Annotated in this window: 23 protein-coding genes and 1 pseudogene; 22 read left to right on the top strand and 2 right to left on the bottom strand. The window is 71.1% G+C overall.

The features are described from left to right. Positions 1-14: 14 nt before the first annotated feature. Both ACFWFZ_RS15515 and ACFWFZ_RS15510 read right to left on the bottom strand, forming a co-directional pair. Positions 15-1760, bottom strand: a complete 1746-nt coding sequence (locus tag ACFWFZ_RS15515; protein ID WP_387122295.1) for an FAD-dependent oxidoreductase — start codon at positions 1758-1760, stop codon at positions 15-17. Beyond that, positions 1757-2029 carry a UBP-type zinc finger domain-containing protein gene (locus ACFWFZ_RS15510; RefSeq protein ID WP_387122292.1) on the bottom strand — a complete coding sequence of 91 codons (273 nt, stop codon included), beginning with the start codon at positions 2027-2029 and terminating at the stop codon, positions 1757-1759. The genes ACFWFZ_RS15515 and ACFWFZ_RS15510 overlap by 4 nt, the downstream gene beginning before the upstream one ends. A gap of 266 nt (positions 2030-2295) precedes the next feature. Here ACFWFZ_RS15510 and ACFWFZ_RS15505 point away from each other — a divergent pair, with 266 nt between their 5' ends. The 22 genes and pseudogenes from ACFWFZ_RS15505 (at position 2296) to ACFWFZ_RS15400 (ending at position 22993) form a co-directional block, all read left to right on the top strand. After that, entirely contained in the window at positions 2296-3120 is an 825-nt protein-coding gene (locus ACFWFZ_RS15505) for a type 1 glutamine amidotransferase domain-containing protein (RefSeq protein WP_387122289.1), read from the top strand. Positions 3121-3162: 42 nt separating this feature from the next. Then, the gene (locus tag ACFWFZ_RS15500; RefSeq protein ID WP_387122286.1) at positions 3163-4803 is read left to right on the top strand and encodes a thiamine pyrophosphate-binding protein; all 1641 of its coding nucleotides are present in this window, start codon (positions 3163-3165) and stop codon (positions 4801-4803) included. 67 nt (positions 4804-4870) lie between these two features. Further along, complete coding sequence (locus tag ACFWFZ_RS15495; protein WP_387122283.1) at positions 4871-5305, top strand: nuclear transport factor 2 family protein; 435 nt, start codon at positions 4871-4873, stop codon at positions 5303-5305. A 52-nt stretch (positions 5306-5357) separates the two neighbouring features. Then, on the top strand, positions 5358-5813 hold the full coding sequence (locus tag ACFWFZ_RS15490; RefSeq protein WP_387122280.1) for a nuclear transport factor 2 family protein: 456 nt from the start codon (positions 5358-5360) through the stop codon (positions 5811-5813). A 15-nt stretch (positions 5814-5828) separates the two neighbouring features. Then, a complete protein-coding gene (locus ACFWFZ_RS15485; RefSeq protein ID WP_387122277.1) occupies positions 5829-6200 on the top strand; it encodes a nuclear transport factor 2 family protein in 372 nt (123 codons plus the stop codon). Positions 6201-6210: 10 nt separating this feature from the next. Further along, positions 6211-7830, top strand: a complete 1620-nt coding sequence (locus tag ACFWFZ_RS15480) for a GMC family oxidoreductase (protein ID WP_387122275.1) — start codon at positions 6211-6213, stop codon at positions 7828-7830. Further along, positions 7823-8461, top strand: coding sequence for a DJ-1/PfpI family protein (locus ACFWFZ_RS15475; protein ID WP_387122272.1), 639 nt, complete (start codon positions 7823-7825; stop codon positions 8459-8461). The genes ACFWFZ_RS15480 and ACFWFZ_RS15475 overlap by 8 nt, the downstream gene beginning before the upstream one ends. After that, complete coding sequence (locus ACFWFZ_RS15470) at positions 8461-8907, top strand: VOC family protein (RefSeq protein ID WP_387122269.1); 447 nt, start codon at positions 8461-8463, stop codon at positions 8905-8907. The genes ACFWFZ_RS15475 and ACFWFZ_RS15470 overlap by 1 nt, the downstream gene beginning before the upstream one ends. A gap of 148 nt (positions 8908-9055) precedes the next feature. After that, positions 9056-10879: an AGE family epimerase/isomerase gene (locus ACFWFZ_RS15465; protein ID WP_387122266.1), complete on the top strand. Its 1824-nt coding sequence runs from the start codon at positions 9056-9058 to the stop codon at positions 10877-10879. 37 nt (positions 10880-10916) lie between these two features. Next, positions 10917-11261, top strand: coding sequence for an STAS domain-containing protein (locus ACFWFZ_RS15460; RefSeq protein WP_387122263.1), 345 nt, complete (start codon positions 10917-10919; stop codon positions 11259-11261). Then, positions 11258-13405 carry a glycogen debranching protein GlgX gene (gene glgX / locus ACFWFZ_RS15455; RefSeq protein WP_387122260.1) on the top strand — a complete coding sequence of 716 codons (2148 nt, stop codon included), beginning with the start codon at positions 11258-11260 and terminating at the stop codon, positions 13403-13405. The genes ACFWFZ_RS15460 and glgX overlap by 4 nt, the downstream gene beginning before the upstream one ends. A 16-nt stretch (positions 13406-13421) precedes the next feature. Then, positions 13422-13733, top strand: coding sequence for an STAS domain-containing protein (locus ACFWFZ_RS15450; RefSeq protein ID WP_387122257.1), 312 nt, complete (start codon positions 13422-13424; stop codon positions 13731-13733). Beyond that, positions 13730-14203, top strand: coding sequence for an ATP-binding protein (locus ACFWFZ_RS15445; protein ID WP_387122254.1), 474 nt, complete (start codon positions 13730-13732; stop codon positions 14201-14203). Before ACFWFZ_RS15450 ends, ACFWFZ_RS15445 begins: the two co-directional genes overlap by 4 nt. Continuing rightward, positions 14185-15444, top strand: a complete 1260-nt coding sequence (locus ACFWFZ_RS15440; RefSeq protein WP_387122252.1) for a PP2C family protein-serine/threonine phosphatase — start codon at positions 14185-14187, stop codon at positions 15442-15444. The genes ACFWFZ_RS15445 and ACFWFZ_RS15440 overlap by 19 nt, the downstream gene beginning before the upstream one ends. Further along, positions 15445-16188, top strand: a complete 744-nt coding sequence (locus tag ACFWFZ_RS15435; RefSeq protein ID WP_387122249.1) for an AAA family ATPase — start codon at positions 15445-15447, stop codon at positions 16186-16188. A gap of 69 nt (positions 16189-16257) precedes the next feature. Next, a complete protein-coding gene (locus ACFWFZ_RS15430) occupies positions 16258-16998 on the top strand; it encodes a type 1 glutamine amidotransferase domain-containing protein (protein ID WP_387122247.1) in 741 nt (246 codons plus the stop codon). A 50-nt stretch (positions 16999-17048) separates the two neighbouring features. Further along, positions 17049-18533 carry an aldehyde dehydrogenase family protein gene (locus ACFWFZ_RS15425; protein WP_387122245.1) on the top strand — a complete coding sequence of 495 codons (1485 nt, stop codon included), beginning with the start codon at positions 17049-17051 and terminating at the stop codon, positions 18531-18533. Further along, a pseudogene (locus ACFWFZ_RS15420) lies at positions 18470-18844 on the top strand (NAD(P)-binding domain-containing protein); the annotation flags it as partial. The gene ACFWFZ_RS15425 and the pseudogene ACFWFZ_RS15420, both read left to right, overlap by 64 nt. A 45-nt stretch (positions 18845-18889) precedes the next feature. Then, a complete protein-coding gene (locus ACFWFZ_RS15415; protein ID WP_387122691.1) occupies positions 18890-19246 on the top strand; it encodes an NADPH-dependent F420 reductase in 357 nt (118 codons plus the stop codon). Between the two features lie 2 nt (positions 19247-19248). Then, positions 19249-19755 (top strand): (2Fe-2S)-binding protein, encoded by a 507-nt coding sequence (locus tag ACFWFZ_RS15410; RefSeq protein ID WP_387122242.1) that lies wholly within the window; start codon positions 19249-19251, stop codon positions 19753-19755. Positions 19756-19760: 5 nt separating this feature from the next. Next, on the top strand, positions 19761-22166 hold the full coding sequence (locus ACFWFZ_RS15405) for a xanthine dehydrogenase family protein molybdopterin-binding subunit (RefSeq protein WP_387122239.1): 2406 nt from the start codon (positions 19761-19763) through the stop codon (positions 22164-22166). Beyond that, the gene (locus tag ACFWFZ_RS15400; RefSeq protein ID WP_387122236.1) at positions 22163-22993 is read left to right on the top strand and encodes an FAD binding domain-containing protein; all 831 of its coding nucleotides are present in this window, start codon (positions 22163-22165) and stop codon (positions 22991-22993) included. The genes ACFWFZ_RS15405 and ACFWFZ_RS15400 overlap by 4 nt, the downstream gene beginning before the upstream one ends. The last annotated feature ends 40 nt before the right edge of the window (positions 22994-23033 follow it).

Below are 23033 nucleotides of genomic sequence, written 5' to 3'. Positions count from 1 at the left end.
GCTCTCGGCCCATCTCAGCCCATCGAGCGGTAGCGGTGGATGAGCGAGACGGCCATCGCCCCCTCGCCCACGCCCGACGCCACCCGTTTGACCGAGTGGGCGCGGACGTCGCCCGCCGCGAAGACGCCGGGCACGCTCGTCTCCAGGGGGTAGGGTGCGCGCTCCAGGCTCCATTCGGCCGGGAGCTCGCCCCCGTTCGAGATCAGGTCCGAGCCGGTGAGGACGAAGCCGTACTCGTCCCGCTCGACGACTCCCGCGAGCCAGCCGGTGTGAGGGCGGGCGCCGATGAAGGTGAACATGAACCGGGCGGCGACCTCGGTGTCCTTGCCGGTGTCCGCGTCGTGGAGGGTGAGGCGCTCCAGGTGCTCCTCGCCGTCCAGCCGTACCACCGTGGTGCGCACCTTGACCTCGATGTTCGGCGTGCGTTCGATCTCGTCGATCAGGTAGCGGGACATGCTCGCGTCCAGGGAGGACGCGCGGACCAGGATCGTCACGCGGGCGGCGTACTTGGCGAAGTGCACGGCGGCCTGCCCCGCCGAGTTGGCCCCGCCGACGATGAACACGTGCTGGGAGATGCAGGCCGAACTCTCGGTGGTCGCGGCGCCGTAGTAGAGGCCGGCGCCCTCGAAGCGGTCGGCGCCCGGGGCGTCGAGCCGGTTGTACGAGACTCCGGTCGCGAGCAGGACCGTCTCGGCGGAGATCTCCGTGCCGTCGGCGAGGGTGAGGATCTTCGCCGGGTCGTCCCGGGTGAGTGAGACCACCTCCACCGGGTGCAGGATCTCGGCGCCGAAGCGGGAGGCCTGGATGGTCGCCCGGCGGGTCAGGTCACCGCCGGAGAGGCCCGAGGGGAAGCCGAGGTAGTTCTCGATCAGGCTGGACGTGCCGGCCTGGCCGCCCGGGGCGCGGGAGTCCAGCATCAGCGTGGACAGGCCCTCGGAGGCCGCGTAGACGCCCGCCGCCAGGCCCGCGGGGCCCGCGCCGACGATGACGCACTCGTAGTGCGGGCGGGAGGCGGTGGTGGCCAGGCCCAGGTGCTGGGCGAGCTGCGCGTCGGTCGGCGCCGAGAGCACCGCCCCGTCGGGGAAGCGCACCAGGGGCAGGGCCGCCTCGGGCTGGGCGGCGACCAGGGTCAGCGCCTCGGGGTCCCGCTCGACGTTGAGGAAGCGGAAGGGCTGGCCGTTGCGGGTGAAGAAGTCCCGTACGGCGTGGGTGCCGGGCGAGACGAGGTGGCCGGCGACGATGATCCCGTCGTAGGCGGGGCGGTAGGTCGCCAGCCAGTCCGAGAGCAGGTCGTCCAGGACGGGGAAGAGCCGCTCGTGGGGCGGGTCCCACGGCTTGAGCAGGTAGTAGTCCAGGCGGACCCGGTTGATGGCGGTGATCGCCGCGTCGGTCTCCGCGTACGCGGTCAGCAGCACCCGGCGGGCGTCCGGGAAGCGGCTGACGGCCTCCAGCAGGAACTCCACGCCCGTCACGTCCGGCATGCGCTGGTCCACGAGGAACAGTGCCGGGTCGTGGCCCCGCTCGTCGAGGGAGTCCAGGATCTTCAGGGCGTCGGCCGCCGAGGAGGCGCCGAGAACCCGGTAGCGGTCGCCGTAGGCGCTGCGCAGGTCGCGGCGGACGGCCCGCAGCACCTGCGGGTCGTCGTCGACGGCCAGGATCACCGGCTTGCGGCTCTCCGCGCGCTCGGCCGCGGCCGCGGCCGCAGCGGGGGCAGGGGCAGGGGCGGTGGATGCGGGCGCGCTCTCCCGGGCCGTGCTCATGCCGGGTCCAGCATCAGCTGGTCGGCGTAGCACCACGCCCAGTCCTCGCCCGGCTCGTGGGAGGCCGCGACCGGGTGCTCGGTGGTCCGGTAGTGCCGGGTGGCGTGACGGTTCTTCGACGAGTCGCAGCATCCGACGTGTCCGCAGCTGAGGCACAGCCTCAGGTGCACCCAGGTATCGCCGGCGACGAGGCACTCCTCGCAGCCCACCGTGGTGGGCTTCACCGGGCGTATCTGATCGATATGTGTGCACAACAGGTCCGTCGTCATCGTCGCCGTCCTTCTCCTCGTGCTTCGCGCGCCCGCGATTCACGGCGCGTCCAGACCTTAGGACGGGCCCCGCGAAACGGTTCACCGATTCGGCCGAAGTCACCTAGTCCTGGAGCTACTTCATGATGTCCGCGAACGACTTCCTGAAGTGCCGCGGCCACCGGTCCGGCTACCTCACGAAGTCGCATGCCAGCGCTTTGACGAAGGCTCGGGGCCCGGCCAGTGTGGGGGACGCCAACGACAACAGGCGGCGCCTGGAGGAATACGTGAGCAGAAAGATTCTGGTCATTGTCTCCGAACACGGTTACTGGGCCGAGGAACTGATAGGCCCCGTCTCGAAGTTCGACGAGCGGGGCTACGAGGTCATATTCGCGACGCCGACCGGAAAGCGTGCGCACGCTCTTCCGCCGAGCCTCGACGCGAACTACGTCGACCCGCCGCTCGGACGCTCGGTGACCACCGAGGAGAACGCCCGGCTGGGGCGGCAGTTCGAGCAGTCGAGCCGGCTGGACTCGCCGCTCGACATCGAGGCATGGGTGCCCGAGCGCCCGTACACGAGCGACGCGGCCTACCTGCCGAAGCTGGAGCAGTACCACCGCGACCTCGACGAACTCGATGCCGACATCGCCGGATACGACGCGGTCCTCATCGTCGGCGGCAGCGGCCCGATCGCCGACCTCGCCAACAACGAGCGCGTGCACGCCCTGATCCTGGGCTTCCGGAAGGCCGGCAAGGTCGTGGCCGCCGAGTGCTACGGGGTCGCCTGCCTGGCCTTCGCCCGGGACTGGGACGACCGCAAGAGCATCATCTGGGGCAAGCACGTGACCGGCCACTGCAAGGAGTACGACTACAAGGACGGCACCGGATTCCTCGGCACCGACTTCAACATGGGGCCGCCGCCGTATCCGCTGGAATACATCCTGCGCGACGCGACCGGACCGCACGGTGCCTACCACGGGAACTTCGGCAAGCCGGTCTCCGTGATCGTGGACTTCCCCTTCGTCACCGGACGTTCCACCCCCGACTCCTATCTGACGGGGCAGAAGATCGTCGAGGTCCTGGAGGACGGGCTCGCCCGATACGGCTGGTAGTCCCGGAATCCGCCGGGAAATCGGATAGTCGAGGGGGAATTCATGGAGGCCACTCCCGGACGGGAAAGGCTGATCGAGCAGTTCAAGGCCGACGGCCTGAAGGTGATGTTCGGAAATCCGGGGACGGTGGAACAGGGATTCCTCGACGCGGTGGACGCGGCGGAGGACTTCCGGTACATCCTGGCCCTCCAGGAGACCGTGGCCGCCGGCATCGCCGACGGGTACGCCCGGGCGACCGGCGGCGCGGCCCTGCTCCAGCTGCACTCCGGAGTGGGCCTGGGCAACGGCATCGGGATGCTCTACCAGTCGCTGCGCGGCCACACCCCGCTCGTCGTCGTCGCCGGCGACGCCGGGGTGCGCTACGACGCCATGGACGCGCAGATGGCGTCCGACCTGGTGGCGATGGCCAGGCCCGTGACCAAGTACGCGACCCGCGTCACGGATCCGCGGTCCGTCCTGCGCACCGTCCGGCGGGCCGTGAAGATCGCGCTCACCCCGCCGCGCGGGCCCGTGTTCGTCGCGCTGCCGATGGACGTACTGGACGAGCTCAACTCCGAGCCCGTGCTGCCGGCCACGGTCCCGCTCACGGACGTGGCCCCCTCCCCGGCGTCGGTGGGCCGGGCGGCCGAGCTGCTGGCCTGCGCCGAGCGGCCGGTCGTGCTGGTCGGGGACGGGGTGGCGCTCTCCGGGGCGCAGCGCGAGCTCGCCGCCGTCGCCGAACTGCTGGGCGCCGACGTGTACGAGGTCGACTCCTCCGAGGTGAACATCGCGGCCTCGCACCCGCTGCGGCGCGGCCAGACGGGCCACATGTTCGGCCCGCACAGCAAGGAGCTGATCGGCGACGCCGACGGGGTGCTGATCGTCGGCACCTACGTCTTCCCGGAGGTGTTCCCCGAGCTGGCGAGCCCCTTCCGGGCAGGCGCGAAGATCGTCCACATCGACCTCGACGCCTACGAGATCGCCAAGAACCACCCGGTGGACCTGGGCCTCGCCGCGGATCCGCGGCAGGCGCTGCGCGCGCTGGCCGGCGTACTGGAGCGGCAGCTGACCCCGCAGCGGCGGGCCGCCGCGGCCGCCCGGCTCGACGTACGGACCCGGGAGCGGGCCCGGTCGGCGGGGGCGGCCGCCGAGGACGACGGCACGCCGATGGCCGTCTTCCTGCGGACGCTGGCCGAGCGCACCGGCGGGGACCTGATCGTCTTCGACGAGGCGCTGACCACCTCGCCGCTGGTCACCCGGTACCTGCCGGCGGAGCGCCCCGGCGACTACCACCTCACCCGGGGCGGATCGCTCGGCGTGGGCTTCCCGGGGGCGGTCGGCGCCAAGCTGGCCCGCCCGGACCGGCTCGTCGTGGGCTTCGCGGGCGACGGCGGGTCCATGTACACCTACCAGGCGCTGTGGACCGCGGCCCGGCACGGCATCGACGCCAAGTTCGTCGTCTGCAACAACCGCAAGTACCGGTTGCTGGACGACAACATCGCCCAGTACTGGCGCGAGCGGGGCATCCCGGAGCACGGCTTCCCGGACTCCTTCGACCTCTCGCACCCCGAGATCGACTTCGCCGGGCTGGCCCGCTCGCTCGGCGCCGGCGGGATGCGGGTGGAGAAGCCGGACGAGGCGGTCGCCGCGGTGGGCCGGATGCTGTCCCACCCCGGACCGTTCCTCGTCGACGTGCAGATCTGACCGTAGCCCTGCCCTGCCCCTGACCGACCAGTCACCCAGCACGGAAACGGAAGCAGGAGGAGACCGCATGCCCGCCGAGTGGCAGCTGACCGAGGACGCGATCCGCAGTTTCGCCGAGAACTGGTACACGGCGCTGGACCAGCACGTGGGCCTGGCCGATGTGCTCGCCCTGACCACCGAGGACCTGGAGTTCAAGGTCCCCGAGGACACCTTCCTCGGACACGAGGGCTTCGGCCGCTGGTACGAGGCCGTCACCCACCGCTTCTTCGACGAGGTGCACACGGTCACGAAGGTGGAGCCCGTCATCGAGGGCGACCGTGCCGTCGTCCGGGTCCTCGTCAACTGGCAGGCCAAGGTCTGGGACCCGCCGGCCGCCCGCAGCCGGTGGCTGGGCTTCGACGCCGACCAGACCTGGACCGTGGTCGCCGGCCCCGACGGACCGCTGATCAAGCAGTACACCGTCAACGACCTGGCTCCGATGCCCGGTTCCGACTCGCTGTGACCGTGGCCGTGACCGTGGCCGTGGCCGTGACCGCGGTGAAGGAGAAGCGACGATGACCGAAGTGACACCGGAGCGGGTCCGGGCGGCCTACGCCGCCCTCGGCTCCGCAGACCGGGCACGGATCCTGGAGTACTACTCGGAGGACCTGCGCTGGCTGGTGCCGGGCAACCACCCCCTGGCCGGCTGGTACGAGAGCCTGGACGCCTTCCTGGAGCTGATGGGGCAGACCCACAAGCTCACGGGCGGCACCTTCCGGATGGACCTGGAAGCGGTGCTCGTCGGCGAGGACTGCTCGGCGGACGTGTGCCGCAACGTGGCCCTGCGGGCCGGCGCGGCCGAGGCGAGCGGGTCCCCGTACGAGCGGATGGACTACCCCGTCTTCCACTTCATGCGGTGGCGGGACGGCCGGATCGTCGAGGGCCGCGACGGGCTCTTCGGGGACTCGGCGACCGCCTTCAGCCAGTTCTGGGCGCCGTTCGCGCCGGACGGAACCCGCAGGGACCGATAGAGGGGGATGAGCGCCATGGACGCACGACAGATCCTGCAGAAGTACTACGAGTACGCCAACGCCGGGGACTGGGACCGCTGGTGCGACCTGTTCGCCGACGACCAGGTCATGGACGAGCAGCTCGCCGGCCACATCGAGGGCCTGGAGGTGCTCCGCTCGATGATGAAGGGCATGGGGACGATGTACCGGGTCTTCCGCAACGAGCCCGTGCACTTCCTCGTCGACGGCGAGAAGGCCGCGGCCGTCTCCCACCTGACGGCGGTCAGCGCCTCCGGCGAGCCCATCGAGGCCGAGGTCATGAACTTCTTCCGGATCGTGGACGGAAAGATCGCCTACATGGCGAACCACCACGACACGGTCCCCTTCCAGGTGCTGAGCCAGGACTGAGGGGGCAGAGGTGAGCGTGGAAGAGTACGACTACATCGTCGTGGGATCCGGCACCGCGGGCAGCGTCCTGGCGGGCCGGCTCTCCGAGGACCCGGACGTCTCCGTCCTCGTCCTGGAGGCGGGCGGCTCCCGGATCCCGTCCGAGGTGGACGACCCGTCCTCCTGGTACAAGCTCCTCGGCGGCCCCGTGGACTGGGGCTACACCAGCACACCGCAGCCGGGGCTCGACGGCCGCCGTACGTACGAGCCGCGCGGCAAGGCCCCCGGCGGCAGCAGCAACCTCTACATCATGATGCACATCCGCGGCCACGCCTCGGACTTCGACAACTGGGCCTACCAGGGCGCCGCCGGCTGGGCGTACGAGGACGTGCTCCCGTACTTCGCCCTGCTGGAGGGCCAGGAGGACGCCACCGCCCCCACCACCGGCACCCGCGGCCCGCAGCGGATCACCAACGCCGGGCTGCACGGCCCCAACCCGGTCTCCCGCGCCTTCATCGACGCGGCCGTCGAGCTGGGGCACGAGGAGATCGCCGACTTCAACACCGACGGCCCCCGGCGCGGGCTCTTCGGCACCGGCTGGCACCACATCGACGTGGCCGACGGCCGCCGCCAGGGCGCCCTGGCCGCCTATCTGGAGCCCGCGCTCGACCGGCCGAACCTGACGCTGCGCACCAGCGCGCAGAGCACCCGGCTGCTCTTCGACGGGGACACCTGCACGGGCGTCGAGTACGTCCAGCTCCAGCAGCCCGCCACGCTTGCCGGCGGCGACATCCCCGGCCGGACCGTCCGAGACGGCCACAGCACCGTCCCCGCGCCCGGGCTGCACACCGTACGGGCCCGGCGCGAGGTGGTCGTGGCGGCCGGGGCGATCGAGTCGCCGAAGCTGCTGCTGCTCTCCGGCATCGGCCACCCCGAGCAGCTGCGCGAGCACGGCATCGAGGTCACCGCGGCCCTGCCCGGGGTCGGCGAGAACTTCCACAACCACGTCCTGACCGGGCTGATGGCCGAGGTCACCCAGGAGCTCCCGCCGCCGGCGCAGAACCTGTCGGAGAGCGCTCTGTTCCTGTCCTCGCAGCCGGGTCTGCCCGCCCCCGACCTGCAGATCGCCTTCGTCCACGTCCCCTTCGACGTGATCGTCGGCAAGGACCACCCGAACACGGTGTCCATCCTGCCCGGCGTCGTACGCCCGGCCGCGCGCGGCTGGATCAGGCTGGCGAGCGCCGACCCGCTGGCCCACCCGCTGATCAATCCGAACTACCTGGGCGACCGGTGGGACCTGGAACGCATGGTGCAGGGCGTCAAGATCGCCCGGGACCTCTTCGCGACCTCGGCGTTCTCGCCCTGGTACAAGCAGGAGCTGCAACCCGGCCCCGGCTACGCGGACGACGACGAGCTGCGCACCTTCGTGAAGCAGACGTCGGAGAGCTACCACCACCAGGCCGGCTCCTGCCGCATGGGCATCGACGACCTCGCCGTCGTCGACCCCGAGCTGCGGGTGCACGGCGTACGGAACCTGCGCGTGGCCGACGCGAGCGTGATGCCCGCGGTCCCGTCGGGCAACTGCCACACCGCCATCGCGATGATCGCCGAGCGCGCGGCGGACTTCCTGAGGGGGACCCGCCGTGCCTGACGCCGTCCTGCGCGAGGGGGCGCTGTCCGGGACCCGGATCGCGGTCCTGGTCGAGAGCGACTACTACGAGCCGGAGATCTTCTACTACCGGCACCGGTTCGCCGAGGAGGGCGCCGAGGTCGACTTCCTGACCCGGCTGTGGGGCAACGACTCCCTCACCTTCACCGGGCACGAGTACCGGGCGCCGTTCACCGTGAACCGGTCCCTGGAGGGGCTGACCGACGAGGAGCTGCGCCGGTACGCGGCGGTCATCGTGCCCTCCGGCATGGTGGCCGACCGGCTGCGCTACACCGAGGACGTGGACGTCCTCGCCCCGGCGACCGCACTGCTGCGCCGGGCCTTCGAGGAGCCGTCGGTCCTGAAGGGGATCATCTGCCACGGCATGTGGCTGGCGTCCTCCATCCCGGGGAAGATCCGCGGCCGCAAGGTGGTCTGCCACAACAACCTGATCGGCGACGTCCGCAACATGGGAGGGGAGTACGTCGACGAGGACGTGGTGGTCGACGGAGATCTGGTCACCGGCCGCACCGGGGCGCACCACCACCTGTTCGCCCGCCGGATCATCGAGCTGATCGCGGCCGGGCGGGGCCGGGGGGCCGTCCCCCGGCCACCGCTGGGAGGTGCCCCCTGATGCCGGGCTCCGGGGACCGGCCGATGGCCTGGTCGCACGTGGGCCTGAACTGCGTGGACCAGAAGACCACCGAGGACTTCTACACCCGGTACTTCGGCTTCTCCCGGGCCCGGGTGGTCGACCTCGGGGAGTCCCGGATCGTGTTCCTGCGCAAGGGGGACGCGTACCTGGAGCTCTTCGCGGCCAGCGCCGGCCCGGCCCGGCCGGCGCACGACGACGGGCCGCAGGCGCCGGGCAGCATGCGCCACCTGGCGTTCCAGACCGACAGCGTGGACGCGTTCCTGGCCGACCTGGGCGACGCGGCGGAAGTGACCCTGGGGCCGCTGGACTTCGACGACTTCATCTGCGGCTGGCGGACCGTGTGGGTCCGCGATCCCGACGGGGTCATCGTCGAGGTCAGCCAGGGATACGAGGACGAACGCACCACCCCTGCCACCGGTGAATAAACGGCGAGTGAGCCGAAGGGGCGCGACGGGGAGTGGGGCCGAACGCGCGGAGGAACGCGAGGTACGAGCGTTTCGAGCACGTACGGCGCCACGAGCCGGCAACAGGCGCCCCGGAGGCGAACCGAGCCCTCAAAAAGGACGGTATGACATGGCGGACGCCGTGAGCTTCTCCTTCTCCGACACCATCGCGGGCTACGTCGTCCGCTTCGACTCCGGTACGCGCCTGCTGCGGCTGAAGACCTCCGACGGCCGGGAGTTCGAGGTCTCCCTCGCCGGCGACCCCAGCGCCGAGCTGGTCCGCAACCTCGACGAGCCCTACATCGACGCCTCCGGGCACATCGACGAGATGCTCTCGCCGGGCCGGTTCCTCTTCGTCTACGGCGTGCACTACCCGGAGCACGGCGGCTGCTTCGACGCCAAGCGCCTGGTGTTCCTGGGCCGCGGCGCCGAGGACTACCGCTTCGAGGAGGGCAGCTGGTGGATCAAGCAGATCGAGTCGCTGGCCGACTTCTACATCCGGGCGCAGTTCGGCGACGGGCCGGTGGACTTCACCGAGTACCGCACCGAGATCCGGCTGGGCGGTGACAAGACCGCCAGCCACGTGCAGGAGACCGACACCATCTCCCGGCTGGTCTACGGCATGGCCTCGGCCTACCTGCTGACCGGCAAGGACGCGTACCTGGAGGTCGCCGAGCGCGGCACCGAGTACCTGCGCAGGCACATGCGGGTCGTGGACGGCGAGGAGGACGTGGTCTTCTGGTACCACGGCATCAGCGTCGACGGGGACAGCGAGCGCAAGCTGTTCACCTCGGAGTTCTCCGACGACTACGACGCGATCCCGATGTACGAGCAGATCTACGCGCTGGCCGGCCCCGTCCAGACCTACCGGGTCACCGGCGACGTCCGGATCAAGAACGACGCGGACGCCACCATCCGGCTGTTCGACAAGTTCTTCTTCGACCCGGAGCAGGGAGGCTACTACTCCCACATCGACCCGATCCTCTTCAGCGCCGACCACGAGTCCCTCGGCGAGAACGCCGAGCGCAAGAACTGGAACTCCGTCGGCGACCACGCCCCCGCCTACCTGATCAACCTGTACCTGGCGACGGGCGAGCAGAAGTACGCCGACTTCCTCGAATACACCTTCGACACGATCGCGGACAGGTTCCCGGACTACAAGCACAGCCCGTTCGTCCAGGAGCGCTTCATGCGCGACTGGTCGCACGACAAGGCGCACAGCTGGCAGCAGGACCGCGCGGTCGTCGGCCACAACCTGAAGATCGCCTGGAACCTGATGCGGATGAACTCGCTGAAGGCCAAGCCGGCGTACGAGGAGCTCGCCAGGAAGATCGGCGAGATCATGCCGGCCGTCGGCAGCGACGTACAGCGCGGCGGCTGGTACGACGTCGTGGAGCGCGTGAAGCGGGGGGACCAGGAGACGCATCGTTTCGCCTGGCACGATCGCAAGGCCTGGTGGCAGCAGGAGCAGGCGATCCTCGCCTACCTCATCCTGAACGGCACCGTCGGCGGCGACGCGAACCTGCGCGAGGCCCGGCAGGCGCAGGCCTTCTACAACACCTTCTTCCTCGACCACGACGAGGGCGCCGTCTACTTCAACGTCCTCGCCAGCGGTACGCCGTACCTGCTCGGCACCGAGCGGCTCAAGGGCAGCCACTCGATGTCCATGTACCACTCGGCGGAGCTGTGCTATCTCGCCGCCGTCTACAACAACCTGCTGATCAACGGCCGGGAGATGGACTTCCACTTCCAGCCCGACCCGACCGGCCTGCCCGACCGCATCCTGCGCGTCTCGCCCGACCTGCTGCCCGCAGGCGCGGTGCGGATCGCGTCCGTGGAGATCGACGAGAAGCCCTACACCGACTTCGACGCGGAGGCGCTCACCGTGCGCCTGCCCGACGTCCAGAGCCGCGTCAAGGTGAAGGTCCGGCTGCGGCCGGCGGCCAAGAAGTAGCGCTCAACGGGGGGCGCCCCAACCAGAGGGGAATGCAATGACTCTCAACGTCAAAGAACGCCGGAACAAGACGGGCACCGTGCTCGTCGCCACCGGTGAGATCAACAGCGAGACATCCGGCACGCTGCTGAAGTCCCTGCTGCCGCTGGTCCGCGAGGGCAAGCCGCTGCGGATCGACCTCACCGCGGTGACGTACGTCTCCAGCGCGGGCCTGCGCACCCTGCTCGTCGTCTACCGCGAGGCCCAGCACCACGGCGTGGCCGTCACCCTGTACGGGGTGAGCGAGGAAGTCCGGTTCGTCATGTCGGCCACCGGCTTCCTCGACTTCTTCGAGACCGGCGAGGCGGCCGCGGCCGCCGCCAAGGCCAAGGCCGCGCGATGAGCGAGACCCGGTCCGAGCAGGTCCTGCGCGTCGACGCGTACCCGACCCACGAGGTGGGCGGCTACCGCGTCCGCGCGGGCAAACCGTTCCCCTTCGGGGCCAACGTGGTCCCCGGCGGGGTCAGCTTCTCCGTCTTCTCCGACCAGGCCACCTCCATGACCCTGGTCATCTACCAGCGCGGAGAGCCCGAACCGATGGCCGAACTGGAGTTCCCCGAGGAATTCCGCACCGGCAGCGTGTTCGCCATGACCGTCTTCGGCCTCGACCACGAGAACATCGAGTACGGGTACCGGGCGGACGGCCCCTACGACCCGGTCACCGGCCACCGCTTCGACGCCCGCCAGGTCCTCTCCGACCCCTACGCCCGGCTGATCGCCGGCCGTGACGTATGGGGCGTGGAGCCGGACTACAGCCGCGGCTACCAGTACCGCTCCCGCGTCTGCCTCCAGGACTTCGACTGGGGCGACGACACCCCGCTGGGCATCCCCGCCGAGGACCTCGTCGTCTACGAGGCCCACGTACGCGGCTTCACCCGGCACCCCAACTCCCAGGTCACCGCGCCCGGCACGTTCGCGGGACTGCGCGAGAAGATCCCGTACCTGAAGGAACTCGGGGTCAACTGCATCGAACTGCTGCCCGTGTTCGAGTTCGACGAGAGCGACAACCCGCGCTCCAACCCGGAGACGGGCGAGAAGCTCTTCGACTACTGGGGCTACAACACCGTCTCCTTCTTCGCGCCCAAGGCCGGCTACGCGGCCACCGGACGCTACGGCATGCAGGGCGACGAGTTCCGCACACTGATCAAGGAGCTGCACGCGGCCGGCATCGAGGTCATCCTCGACGTCGTCTTCAACCACACCGCCGAGGGCAACGAACAGGGGCCGACGATCTCCTTCAAGGGGCTCGACAACGCCACCTACTACATGCTCACTCCGGAGGGCTACTACTTCAACTTCAGCGGCACCGGCAACACGGTCAACTGCAACCACCCCGTCGTACGCAACTTCGTCCTCGACTGCCTGCGCCACTGGGTCGCCGACTACCACATCGACGGGTTCCGCTTCGACCTCGCCGCGATCCTCGGCCGGTCCCTGGACGGCACCCCGCTGCCCAACCCGCCGCTCCTGGAGCTGCTCGCCTACGACCCGGTCCTGCGGCACACCAAGCTCATCGCCGAGGCCTGGGACGCCGGCGGCCTCTACGAGGTCGGCAACTTCCCGGCGTACGGCCGCTGGGCGGAGTGGAACGGCAAGTACCGCGACACCGTGCGCCGCTTCCTCAAAGGCGACCCCGGAGTCACCGGAGAACTGGCCACCCGCATCGCGGGCTCGCCCGACCTGTACTCCAGCCGCGGCACCGCCGCCTCGGTCAACTTCCTGACCGCACACGACGGCTTCACCCTCGCCGACCTGGTCTCCTACAACGACAAGCACAACGAGGCCAACGGCGAAGGCAACAACGACGGCGCCAACGACAACAACAGCTGGAACTGCGGCGCCGAGGGCCCCACCGACGACCCGGCGGTCAACGCCCTGCGCACCCGGCAGATGAAGAACGCCCTCGCCATCCTCCTCACCAGCCAGGGGATCCCGATGCTCCTCTCCGGCGACGAGGTCGGCAGGAGCCAGCAGGGCAACAACAACACGTACTGCCAGGACAACGAACTGTCCTGGTTCGACTGGGACCTGGTCGACGACAACGCCGAACTGCTGCGCTTCACACGCGAGATGATCGCCTTCCGCAGGCGCCACCGCGAGCTGCGCTCCACCTCCCACCCCACCGGACGGGTCCGCGAACACCTCGGCCTGCCCGACATCAGCTGGCACGGCGAGCGGGCCTGGCAGCCCGACTGGTCGCAGGACAGCCGACTGGTGGCCGTCGCCCGCTGCGGCGCCGGGGACGACGACGTGGTGTACGTGGCCATGAACGCGCACTGGGAGTCGCACGACCTCGAACTGCCCGCCCTGCCCGGCGGACGCAGCTGGCACCTGTTCGCCGACACCGCGGCCGAGGCGCCGCACGACATCCGCACCCCGGGCACCGAGCCGGAGCTGGACAACGCCGGCAAGTACCTGATCGGCCCGCGTTCCGTGGTCATCCTGGTGGGCCGCACCAACGACCCCGACGAATCCGACACGCCCTGACCGAAGGAGACCCGACATGCCGCTTTCCGTGTCCCTGAGCATCAAGGGCGACACCACCGTGATCGAACTGGCGGGCGAGCTGGACGCCGAGACCGCGCCGGACTTCCACCAGACCATCGAGAAGGCCGCCGGCCACGGCAGCACCACCGTCGAGATCAGGATGGCCGACGTCGGCTACATGGCCAGCGCCGGACTGCGCTCCCTGGTCTTCGCCCGGCAGAAGGTCGCCGACAACGTCACCATCAAGGTGGTCGGTGCCATCGAGCCCGTCTGCCGGACCATCCGGACGGCCGGCCTCGACCGCAGCATCGTCCTCTCCGATGAGTGACGACCGTGACTGACATGGCCGAGCTGGCGAGAACGCCCGTCGTACTGGAGGTGCCCGCGACGGTCGGGGCCCTGGGTGACATCGCCGCGTTCGTCCTGCGGCTGGCCGGACGGGCGGGGCTCGGCAGACGCGCCACCTACCGGCTCCGGCTGGCCGTCGACGAACTGGCCACGAACATCGTGATGCACGGGTACCGGGGCGGCGACGGACGGATCACCGTCCGCGGCCGCTCCGGCCCCGGCGGGGTGCAGATCACCATCGAGGACTCCGCCCCCGCCTTCGACCCTGTCGCGGGCCGCCTGCCGCCCTGCCCCGGGGTTCCCCCGCAGGACCGGCGGATCGGCGGCCTCGGCATCCACCTGGCCCTGACCAGCGTGGACGAGTTCGCCTACGCGCACAGGGACGGCCGCAACACCAGCACGCTGACTGTGAAGGCTGAGGGGACGGACCCATGCCCTCCACGACCGTGATCATCCTCGACGCGCACCCGTCACCCCCGCCGCAACTGCTCCACGCCCTGCGGACGATGGGCGCGTCACTCCTCACCCGCACGCTGACGGAGCTGCGCGAGGGCCCCCTGGAGCTGCTGCCCGTCGCGGACGTGCTGCTCGCCCCGGCCGAGTCCGACGGGGACGCCGTACGGACGGCCGTACGCCGGCTGCGCCGCTGGGCCGGGGCCCCCATCGTGGTCGTCTGGACCGTGACGGAGTTCGCCGCCCTGGAGGAACACGTCCGGATCGGCCACGACTACCTCGTACCACCCTTCCTCCCCGCCCTCGTCGGAGCACGGCTGCACAGTTGCTCGGAGCGCGCCGGACTCGGCCGCACCCTGCGCGAGGCCGACGCCCGCGCCGAACTCATGGGCTACGAGAAGGAACTGGAGATCGGCCGGGAGATCCAGGCGGGCTTCCTGCCCGAATCACTTCCCATACCCGCGGGCTGGGAGATCGACGTGCGCTTCCGGCCCGCCCGGCAGGTCGCCGGGGACTTCTACGACGTCTTCGAGATCTCCCGCGGCCGCCGCCTGGCCTTCGTCGTCGCCGACGTCTGCGACAAGGGGGTGGGCGCCGCGCTCTTCATGGCGCTCATCCGCTCCCTGCTCCGGCACACCGCACAGAACAGCGGACTCCAGCACCTGGTCGCCGCCGGACGGGCCGGCGGCAGCCGGCGGATCCCGGTGGTCGGCGCCACCCCGCTGCTCAACGCGGTCACCGCCACCAACGGCTACCTCACGAGGAACCACCTGCGGCAGGGCTACTTCGCCACCCTCTTCTTCGGGGTGCTGGACCCGCTCACCGGCAGCCTCGTCTACATCAACGGCGGCCACAACCCGCCCCTGCTGCTGCCTGCCGGCGGCGGCCCGCCCGCCGCCCTGGACATCACCGGACCGGCCGTCGGGGTCCTGCCCGACTGCGTCTACACCCTCGGCTACGCCCAGCTGGACCCGGGCGACACCCTCTTCGTGTTCACCGACGGAGTGCCCGAGGCCCGCTGCCCCAACGGCAGCTTCCTCGGCGACGAACGGATGCTGCAACTGCTCGCCGGCCCGCCGGTGAGCGGCAAGGACGTCGTCGACCGGATGGACCTGGCGGTGCGCGAACACACCGGCACCGCCGAACAGCACGACGACGTCACCATGCTCGCCCTGCACCGTCCGCGTACGGCGCGGGGGCCGTACGCGGACGGCACCGGCCATCGGGTGGTGGCCTAGATGGCCCGCACCATCGTGGTGCACTCGCATCGCGGCGGCACCGGCAAGTCCTCGGTACTGGCCAACCTCGCGCTGCTCATCGCGGCCGGGGGGCGCCGGGTGGGGGTGGTGGACACCGACATCCAGTCACCCACCCTGGACCTGCTGTTCCGGCTCGGCCCCGGACCCTCCCTGGCCGACTACCTGCTCGGCCGCTGCGAGATCGAGGCCGCCGCCCAGCCGGCCGGCGTGCCCGGGCTGTACGTCGTACCGGCCCGGACCGGGACGGCGGCCCTGCGGGAGCTCATGGCCGGCGGCTACGACGTGGGCCTGCTGCCGGAGGGCTTCGACCGGCTGGCCGAGCACTACGCCCTGGACGTGCTGCTGCTCGACACGCACGCCGGGCTCAACAACGAGTCGGTGACCGCGATGGCGAGCGCCGACGTACTGATGATCCTCGCCCGGGCCGACCGGATCGACCTCTCCGGGGTCGAGGAGACCATCGCCCTCGCCGGGCGCCTGGCCTGCCGGCGGACCCTGGTGCTGAGCATGGCACCCACGGGCATCGACCGGGACGCGGCCCGGCGGCGCTCCGAGGAGGTCTACGGCGCACCCGTGGCCGGAATCCTGCCCTACGCACCGGAAATGGCCTCCCTGCACGGAGAGCGCATATTTGCAGAAGCCCGTCCCGACCACCCCCTGGTCGGTGAATTCCGCACCATCATCTCGGCGTTGGACGCACGTGACGAAGTATCGCGGGCCTGACGCCACCCCCTTACGCCCCCTGCGGGGGGCGTGTTGAATCGGCAGCGAATCCAGAACAAGGAGAGAATCATGAAGATTCTCGTCGTCATGACGGCCAAGGCGACCCTGCACCTGCTGGACGGCGAACAGCATCCCTCGGGATTCTGGGCAGAGGAATTCGTCGTTCCCTTTTCGCTCTTCAAGGCCGCCGGCCACGACGTGGACGTGGCGACGATCGCGGGCCGCCCGCCCACGGTCGACCCGACGAGCGTCGACCCGCAGTTCCTCCGGTGGGTCCGGCCCCAGGGTTCACCCGACGAGGACGCGGCCAGCGCGGCCGAGTACGTCCGGGTCATCGAGAACACCCCCCAGCTGAAGGCCCCCCTGGCCCTGGAGTCCCTCACCGAGAAGGACGTCGCCGACTACGACGGCGTCTACGTCAGCGGCGGCCACGGTGCGATCGGCGACCTGCCCAAGTCCGACGAACTCGCCCAGATCCTGCGCTGGGTCATCGCCCAGGACAAGCCCCTCGCCACGGTCTGCCACGGCCACACCTCGCTGCTCGCGCTGCGCGACGGCGAAGGCCGCTGGCCCTTCGAGGGCTACCGGATGACGGCCTTCTCCCACGACGAGGAACTGGTCACCAACATGGCCGGCCGGCTCCCGCTGATCCTTGAGGTCGAACTCACCCGGCTCGGCGCCCGCTACGAGAAGGCCGCCGCGATCTGGGGCTCGCACGTGGTCGTCGACCGCAAGCTGACGACCGGCCAGAACCCGTACTCCTCCAAGGCCCTCGCGCAGACGTTCTTGAGCCAGCTCGCGAAGGGCTGAGGGGACACCCCCACCCCCGCCCGCCCCGCATCCGACACCGGAAGGCAGCCATGACCAAGCGTGAGCTGAGCGGCCCGCCCCTCGCCAACCCCGGGAAACTGTTCATCGGCGGCACATGGGTCCCCGCCCGGGACGGCCGTACCGAACCGGACGTCAGCCCCGTGGACGGACAGGAGATCGTGCCGGTCGCCCAGGCCGCCGCGGCCGACGCGGACGCGGCCGTCGCCGCCGCCCGCACGGCGTACGAGGAAGGTCCGTGGAGCAGACTGTCCGCCCAGGAGCGGGCGCTGCGGCTGAACCGGGTCGGTGAGCTCATCGAGCGCGACCTGGAGGAGATCGCCCTGCTGGAGACCCTGGACATGGGTAAGCCGTTCGCCTTCTCCAGCACGGTCGACGCCCCCATGGCCGCCCAGCTCATGCACTACTACGCCGGGGCCGTGACCCGCGTCGACGGCTCCTCGCGCGCCCCGGCCGGCGGGCAGCTCGCCTACACCCTGCGCGAACCGCTGGGCGTGGTCTGCGCGATCACCCCGTTCAACTTCCCGCTGCTGCTGTCGATGACGAAGATCGCACCGGCCCTGGCGGCGGGCAACACGGTCGTCCACAAGCCCTCCCCGGCCACCCCGCTCACCGCACTGAAGATCGCCGAGCTGTTCCAGGAGGCGGAGATCCCCGACGGGGTGCTGAACGTGGTCACCGGCCCCGGCGTGGAGCTGGGCGAGACGCTCACCGGCCACCCCGACATCGACAAGATCGCCTTCACCGGTTCCACCGTGGTCGGCCAGTCGATCATCCGCAGGGCGGCCGGCACCCTGAAGAAGGTGACGATGGAACTCGGCGGCAAGTCCGCCAACATCGTCTTCGCCGACGCCGACCTCGACGCCGCCGAGGAACTCGCCTTCTTCGGCATCTACTACAACAAGGGCGAGATCTGCACCGCTGGATCCCGGCTGCTCCTCCAGCGCCCCGTCCACGACGAACTGGTGGAACGCCTCGTGCGCCGGGCCGCCGCCCTCAAGCCCGGCGACCCGCGCGACCCGGCCACCCTCTTCGGGCCCCTGGCCCACCGCGCCCAGTTCGACAAGGTCAGCTCCTACATCGAGGTCGGCGAGAAGGAGGGCGCGGTCCTGCGCACCGGCGGCACCGGGTGGACCCCCGAGGGAGCCTCCGCCGAAGGCCTGTACTTCCTGCCGACCGTGTTCACCGGCGTCGACAACGGGATGCGCATCGCCCAGGAGGAGATCTTCGGCCCGGTCCTGTCGATCATCCCCTTCGACACGGAGGAGGACGCCGTGCGCATCGCCAACGACAGCGCATACGGCCTCGCCGCCGGCGTCCACACCAAGGACCTGCGCCGCGCCCACCGCGTCGCCTCACAGATCAAGGCCGGCACGGTCTGGGTCAACTGCTACAACCAGTACGACCCGGCGGTGCCCTACGGCGGCTACAAGGCCTCCGGATTCGGCCGCGAATGCGGGCCCGAGTCCCTGGAGAGCTACACCCAGACCAAGTCGGTCTGGATCGGCATGGACTGAGACACCCCCCTTTCCCAGGAGCGTCAATGCGTACAGCCGTCATCGGCACCGGGCGTATCGGCACGGTCCTCGCGAGGATCCTCGTGGCGGCGGGCCACCAGGTGGTCCTCGCAGGCGCCCGGGGCCCGCAGACCCTCGGCCCGCTGGTGGCCGAGCTGGGGCCGGGGGGCGCGGGGGGCGCCCCCCCCCCGGCCCGCCCCCCCCCCCCCCCCCCGGGGGGGGCCGGGGGGGGGGGGCGGGGGGGGGCGCCCCCCCCCGCCGCGCCCGCCGCCCAGGCCGAACTCCTGGTGCTGATGGTGCCCTTCGAACGCGTCCGCGGACTGCTCCCGCCGCACGCCGTGCAGGACAGGGTGCTGGTGGACGCGACGAACGCCTTCGGCGGCCCCGGCGCCCCCGCCGACCTCGGCGGGCGCGGCTCCAGCGACCTGGTCGCCGAGTGGTACCCGGACGCCCAGGTCGTGAAATCACTGAACACCATGCATTTCGAAACCCTCGCCGTCGCCGGAACCGCACCCGGAGAGCGCCTGGCACATTTCACCGCGGGCGACGACGTGAAAGCGAAGGAAATCGTCGCGGGAATCATCACGGATCTCGGATTCGCCCCCGTCGACACCGGCCCGCTGCACTCCGGGGGAATTCTCCAGCAGCCCGGCGGGCCCCTTTTCAACCGGCCACTCACGGAAGCGCAGGCGCTGGCATGGATATCACACTGAACGTGAACGGAAGACCTGAGCAGTTCTCGGCGCAGCCGAACGAACTGCTCGTCGAACGGCTCCGCGACGGCCTCGGCCTGACCGGAACCAAGGTCGGCTGCGACACCGGCCAGTGCGGCTCCTGCGTGGTCCGCCTCGACGGCCGGTCCGTCAAGAGCTGCCTGGTCCTCACCGCCTCCGCCGCCGGCGCCGAGGTGGCCACCATCGAGGGCGTCACCACCCGGGGCGGGGAACTGTCCGGCCTCCAGGAGGCCCTGCGCCGCGAGCACGGCACCCAGTGCGGCTTCTGCGCCCCGGGCATGGTCATGGCCCTCGGCGAGCTCGTCGACGCCACCGCCGGCGGCCCGGCCCCCACCGAGCCCGAGATCCGTGAGTGGCTCACCGGCAACCTGTGCCGCTGCACCGGCTACCACAGCGTCGTACGGGGGGTGCAGCGCGCCTGCGCCGCCACCCGCGACGAGGTCCCCGCCGGCTCCGCCGCATCCACCGCAGCCGCACCGGAGGTGTGAGGGACATGACCACAGTGACGGGGGAGGCCCCGGCCGACCGGGGCGGCGTACTCGGACAGCCGCTGGACAGCCGCGAGGACCCGCAGCTCCTGCGCGGCGAGGCCACGTACGTCGCGGACATCGACCTGCCGGGCACCGCGCACATGGCCATCCTGGGCAGCCCGGTGGCCCACGCGAAGATCCTGTCCATCGAGACCAAGGCGGCCGAGCAACTGCCCGGAGTGCTCAAGGTGGCCACCGCCGCCGACTTCACCCACGTCATGCCGCTGCCCTGCATCTGGATCCCCGGCGGGGTCGAGAGCCACTTCCCGCCGCACCCCTACGGACTTCCCGGCGCCCGCCCGGTGCTGACCGGCGACACCGTCCGCCACGTCGGCGACCCCATCGCCGTGGTCGTCGCCGAGACCCCCCGGCAGGCCGCCGCGGCGCTGGCCGCCATCGCCGTCGAGTACGAGCCGCTGCCCGTCGTCACCCGCGCCGACGAGGCCCTCGCCGACGGCGCGCCCCAGCTCCACGAAGCCGTCCCGGGCAACCTCAACGCCTACTGGACCTGCGGCGACAAGGACCGCACCGACGCGGCCATCGCCGCAGCCGAGGTCACCGTCGAACTCGACCTGGTCAACCAGCGCACCATCAACAGCCCCATCGAGCCGCGCGGCGCGGTCGGCGACTACGACCCCGCCACCGGCGAGTACACCCTCTACGCCTCCACGCAGGGCCCGCACAACCACCGCTTCCTGCTCGCCGCACTGGTCCTCGGCATCCCCTTCAACAAGCTCCGGGTGATCGCCCCGACCGTCGGCGGCAGCTTCGGCACCAAGGGCTACCTGTACCCCGACATGCCCCTGGTCCTGCTGCTCTCCAAGGCGCTCGGCCGGCCCGTGAAATGGGTGGACACCCGCACCGGGCTGATGAACTCCACCGTCCAGGGCCGCGACCACCGCCAGCACGTCACCCTCGCCGGCACCCGCGACGGCCGTATCACCGCTGTGCGCTGCACCAGCCACGCCAACCTCGGCGCGTACCCCTCGACCATCGGCCCCGGCGTCGCCACCGCCCTGATGGGCCGCTCCATCAGCGGCATGTACGACATCGACGCCGCCTTCTGCGAGGTGTACGCCGCCTTCACCAACACCGTCCCGCTGGGCGCCCAGCGCGGCAGCGGACGCGCCGAGGCCGCCTTCCTCATGGAGCGGCTCGTCGACCGGTACGCCAGCGAGATCGGCATGGACCCGGCGCAGGTGCGGCGCAGGAACCTGGTGCCGAAGGAGAAGTTCCCCTACGACAACGGCCTCGGCTGGACCTACGACTCAGGTGACTACCGGCTGAACTTCGACAAGGCGATCGAGCTGGCCGGCTACGCCGACATGCCCGCGCGCAAGGCCGAGGCCCGCACCCGCGGCAAGCGCCTCGGCGTCGGCATCGCCACCTACGTCGCGATCTGCGGCGTCGGCCCCTCCACCCGGATGTCGCAGGAGGGCATGCTCGGCGGCACCTGGGAGAGCGCCAACATCCGCGTCCACCCCACCGGAGAGGTCACCGTCACCGTCGGCTCCGCCTCCACCGGCCAGAGCCACGGGACGGTCTTCGCCCAGGTCTGCGCGGACGAGCTCGGCATCGACCCCGCGACCGTCCAGGTCCACGAGGGCGACACGCAGAAGGCCCCGTACGGACAGGGCACCTACGGCTCCCGCTCCTACAGCATGGCGGCGCCGGCGGTGGCCCTCACCGCCCGCAAGCTCAAGACCAAGCTGGTCAGGGCCGGGGCCGTCTTCCTGGGCGTGCCCGAGGACAGGGTCGTCTACGAGCGCGGCGGGATCCACGAGGAGGGCAACCCCCAGAACGCCAAGACCCTCGCCGAACTGGCCATGGCCATGTGGTACGGCTGGGGGCTGCCCCCGGAGATCGAGCCGGCGCTGGACGAGACCACCCACTTCGACCCGCCGGACTTCAACTACCCCTTCGGCACGCACGTCGCCGTCGTCGAGATCGACGAACTGACCGGCGAGAGCGAGGTCGTCGCCTACACCGCCGTCGACGACGCCGGGAACATCGGCAACCCGAAGATCGTCCAGGGGCAGATCGAGGGCAGCATCGTGCACGGCCTGGGCCAGGCCCTCATGGAGGCCGCCGAATACGACGAGAACGGCCGGCTGGTCAGCGCCGACCTCGGCCACTACGCCCTGCCGCGCGCCGCCGACGTGCCCTTCTTCGCGCTCGACAAGACCGTCACGCCCAGCCCGCACAACCCGCTCGGAGCCAAGGGAGCGGGCGAGATCGCCACCGTCCCGCCCGCTGCCGCCGTCGTCAACGCCGTCGTCGACGCCCTCTGCGACCTGGGCGTCCGGCACATCGACATGCCGCTCACCCCCGAGAAGGTCTGGCGCCGCCTGAGAGGGGAATCCCGGTGATCCTCACCGAGTTCGACTACGCCCGCCCCGCCCGCCTCGACGAGGCACTGGCCCTCCTGGCCGGGACCCGCGGCGCCCGGGTGCTCGCCGGCGGCCAGAGCCTGCTGCCCGACCTGCGCGCCGGAGCCGACAGCGCCCGCCTGCTCGTCGACATCCGGCAGCTCGCCGAGCTGCGCGGCACCACCCGCACTCCGGACGGCCGGCGCTTGCGCATCGGCGCCCTCACCACGCTCGCCGACCTCGCTGCCGACCCGCTGGTGCTCGCCGAGGCGCCGGAACTGGCCGCCGCGGCCCGCTCCAACGGTGACCCGCAGGTCCGCAACCTCGGCACCGTCGGCGGCAACCTGGCCGCAGCCGGGCGGCCCACCGACCTGCCGGCCGCCGCCATCGCCGCCGACGCCCTCGTCGAACTGGCCGGCCCGGGCGGCCGCACCACCCTCCCGGCCGAGGAGTTCGCCGCCGGCAGCGCGCCCGCCGGCCAGGTCCTCACCGCGCTGCTCGTGCCCGCGGCCGGCCCGGCCGCCGCCTTCGAGAAGTCCGCCGACCGCGCCACCCGCTACCCGGTCTGCGCCGCCGCCGTACGGATCACCTCCGACGGGCCGCGCATCGCCGTCACCGGGGCCACCCCCCGGCCCCTGCGCCTGCGCGGGGTCGAGGACCGGCTGCGCGGCGGCCCGTACGGCACGGAAGCCGTACTCGCCGCCTTCCGCGCCGAACCCCGCGAGCTGTTCGTCCCCGGACGCGGCACCTCGGCCGAATACCTCGGCCACCTCGCGGGGGTCCTCACCGCCCGAGCACTGCAGAGGGCCGAGCGGGCCCTCGCCTGACCGTCCGACCACGGGCCCGACCAGGAGCCCATCACGGGGG

The sequence above is a fragment of the Streptomyces sp. NPDC060232 genome (genome assembly GCF_042726555.1).
GTDB lineage: Bacteria > Actinomycetota > Actinomycetes > Streptomycetales > Streptomycetaceae > Streptomyces.
This window is presented reverse-complemented; position numbering and strand designations above follow the sequence as displayed.

What these genes read in the sequence shown, in the direction of transcription:
- ACFWFZ_RS15465 (WP_387122266.1), top strand. Translation starts at nt 9,056, where the DNA reads ATGGCGGACGCCGTGAGCTTCTCCTTCTCCGACACCATCGCGGGCTAC.
- ACFWFZ_RS15435 (WP_387122249.1), top strand. Translation starts at nt 15,445, where the DNA reads ATGGCCCGCACCATCGTGGTGCACTCGCATCGCGGCGGCACCGGCAAG.
- ACFWFZ_RS15495 (WP_387122283.1), top strand. Translation starts at nt 4,871, where the DNA reads ATGCCCGCCGAGTGGCAGCTGACCGAGGACGCGATCCGCAGTTTCGCC.
- ACFWFZ_RS15405 (WP_387122239.1), top strand. Translation starts at nt 19,761, where the DNA reads ATGACCACAGTGACGGGGGAGGCCCCGGCCGACCGGGGCGGCGTACTC.
- ACFWFZ_RS15450 (WP_387122257.1), top strand. Translation starts at nt 13,422, where the DNA reads ATGCCGCTTTCCGTGTCCCTGAGCATCAAGGGCGACACCACCGTGATC.
- ACFWFZ_RS15470 (WP_387122269.1), top strand. Translation starts at nt 8,461, where the DNA reads ATGCCGGGCTCCGGGGACCGGCCGATGGCCTGGTCGCACGTGGGCCTG.
- ACFWFZ_RS15425 (WP_387122245.1), top strand. Translation starts at nt 17,049, where the DNA reads ATGACCAAGCGTGAGCTGAGCGGCCCGCCCCTCGCCAACCCCGGGAAA.
- ACFWFZ_RS15440 (WP_387122252.1), top strand. Translation starts at nt 14,185, where the DNA reads ATGCCCTCCACGACCGTGATCATCCTCGACGCGCACCCGTCACCCCCG.
- ACFWFZ_RS15490 (WP_387122280.1), top strand. Translation starts at nt 5,358, where the DNA reads ATGACCGAAGTGACACCGGAGCGGGTCCGGGCGGCCTACGCCGCCCTC.
- ACFWFZ_RS15500 (WP_387122286.1), top strand. Translation starts at nt 3,163, where the DNA reads ATGGAGGCCACTCCCGGACGGGAAAGGCTGATCGAGCAGTTCAAGGCC.
- ACFWFZ_RS15460 (WP_387122263.1), top strand. Translation starts at nt 10,917, where the DNA reads ATGACTCTCAACGTCAAAGAACGCCGGAACAAGACGGGCACCGTGCTC.
- ACFWFZ_RS15485 (WP_387122277.1), top strand. Translation starts at nt 5,829, where the DNA reads ATGGACGCACGACAGATCCTGCAGAAGTACTACGAGTACGCCAACGCC.
- glgX (WP_387122260.1), top strand. Translation starts at nt 11,258, where the DNA reads ATGAGCGAGACCCGGTCCGAGCAGGTCCTGCGCGTCGACGCGTACCCG.
- ACFWFZ_RS15510 (WP_387122292.1), bottom strand. Translation starts at nt 2,029, where the DNA reads ATGACGACGGACCTGTTGTGCACACATATCGATCAGATACGCCCGGTG.
- ACFWFZ_RS15515 (WP_387122295.1), bottom strand. Translation starts at nt 1,760, where the DNA reads ATGAGCACGGCCCGGGAGAGCGCGCCCGCATCCACCGCCCCTGCCCCT.
- ACFWFZ_RS15430 (WP_387122247.1), top strand. Translation starts at nt 16,258, where the DNA reads ATGAAGATTCTCGTCGTCATGACGGCCAAGGCGACCCTGCACCTGCTG.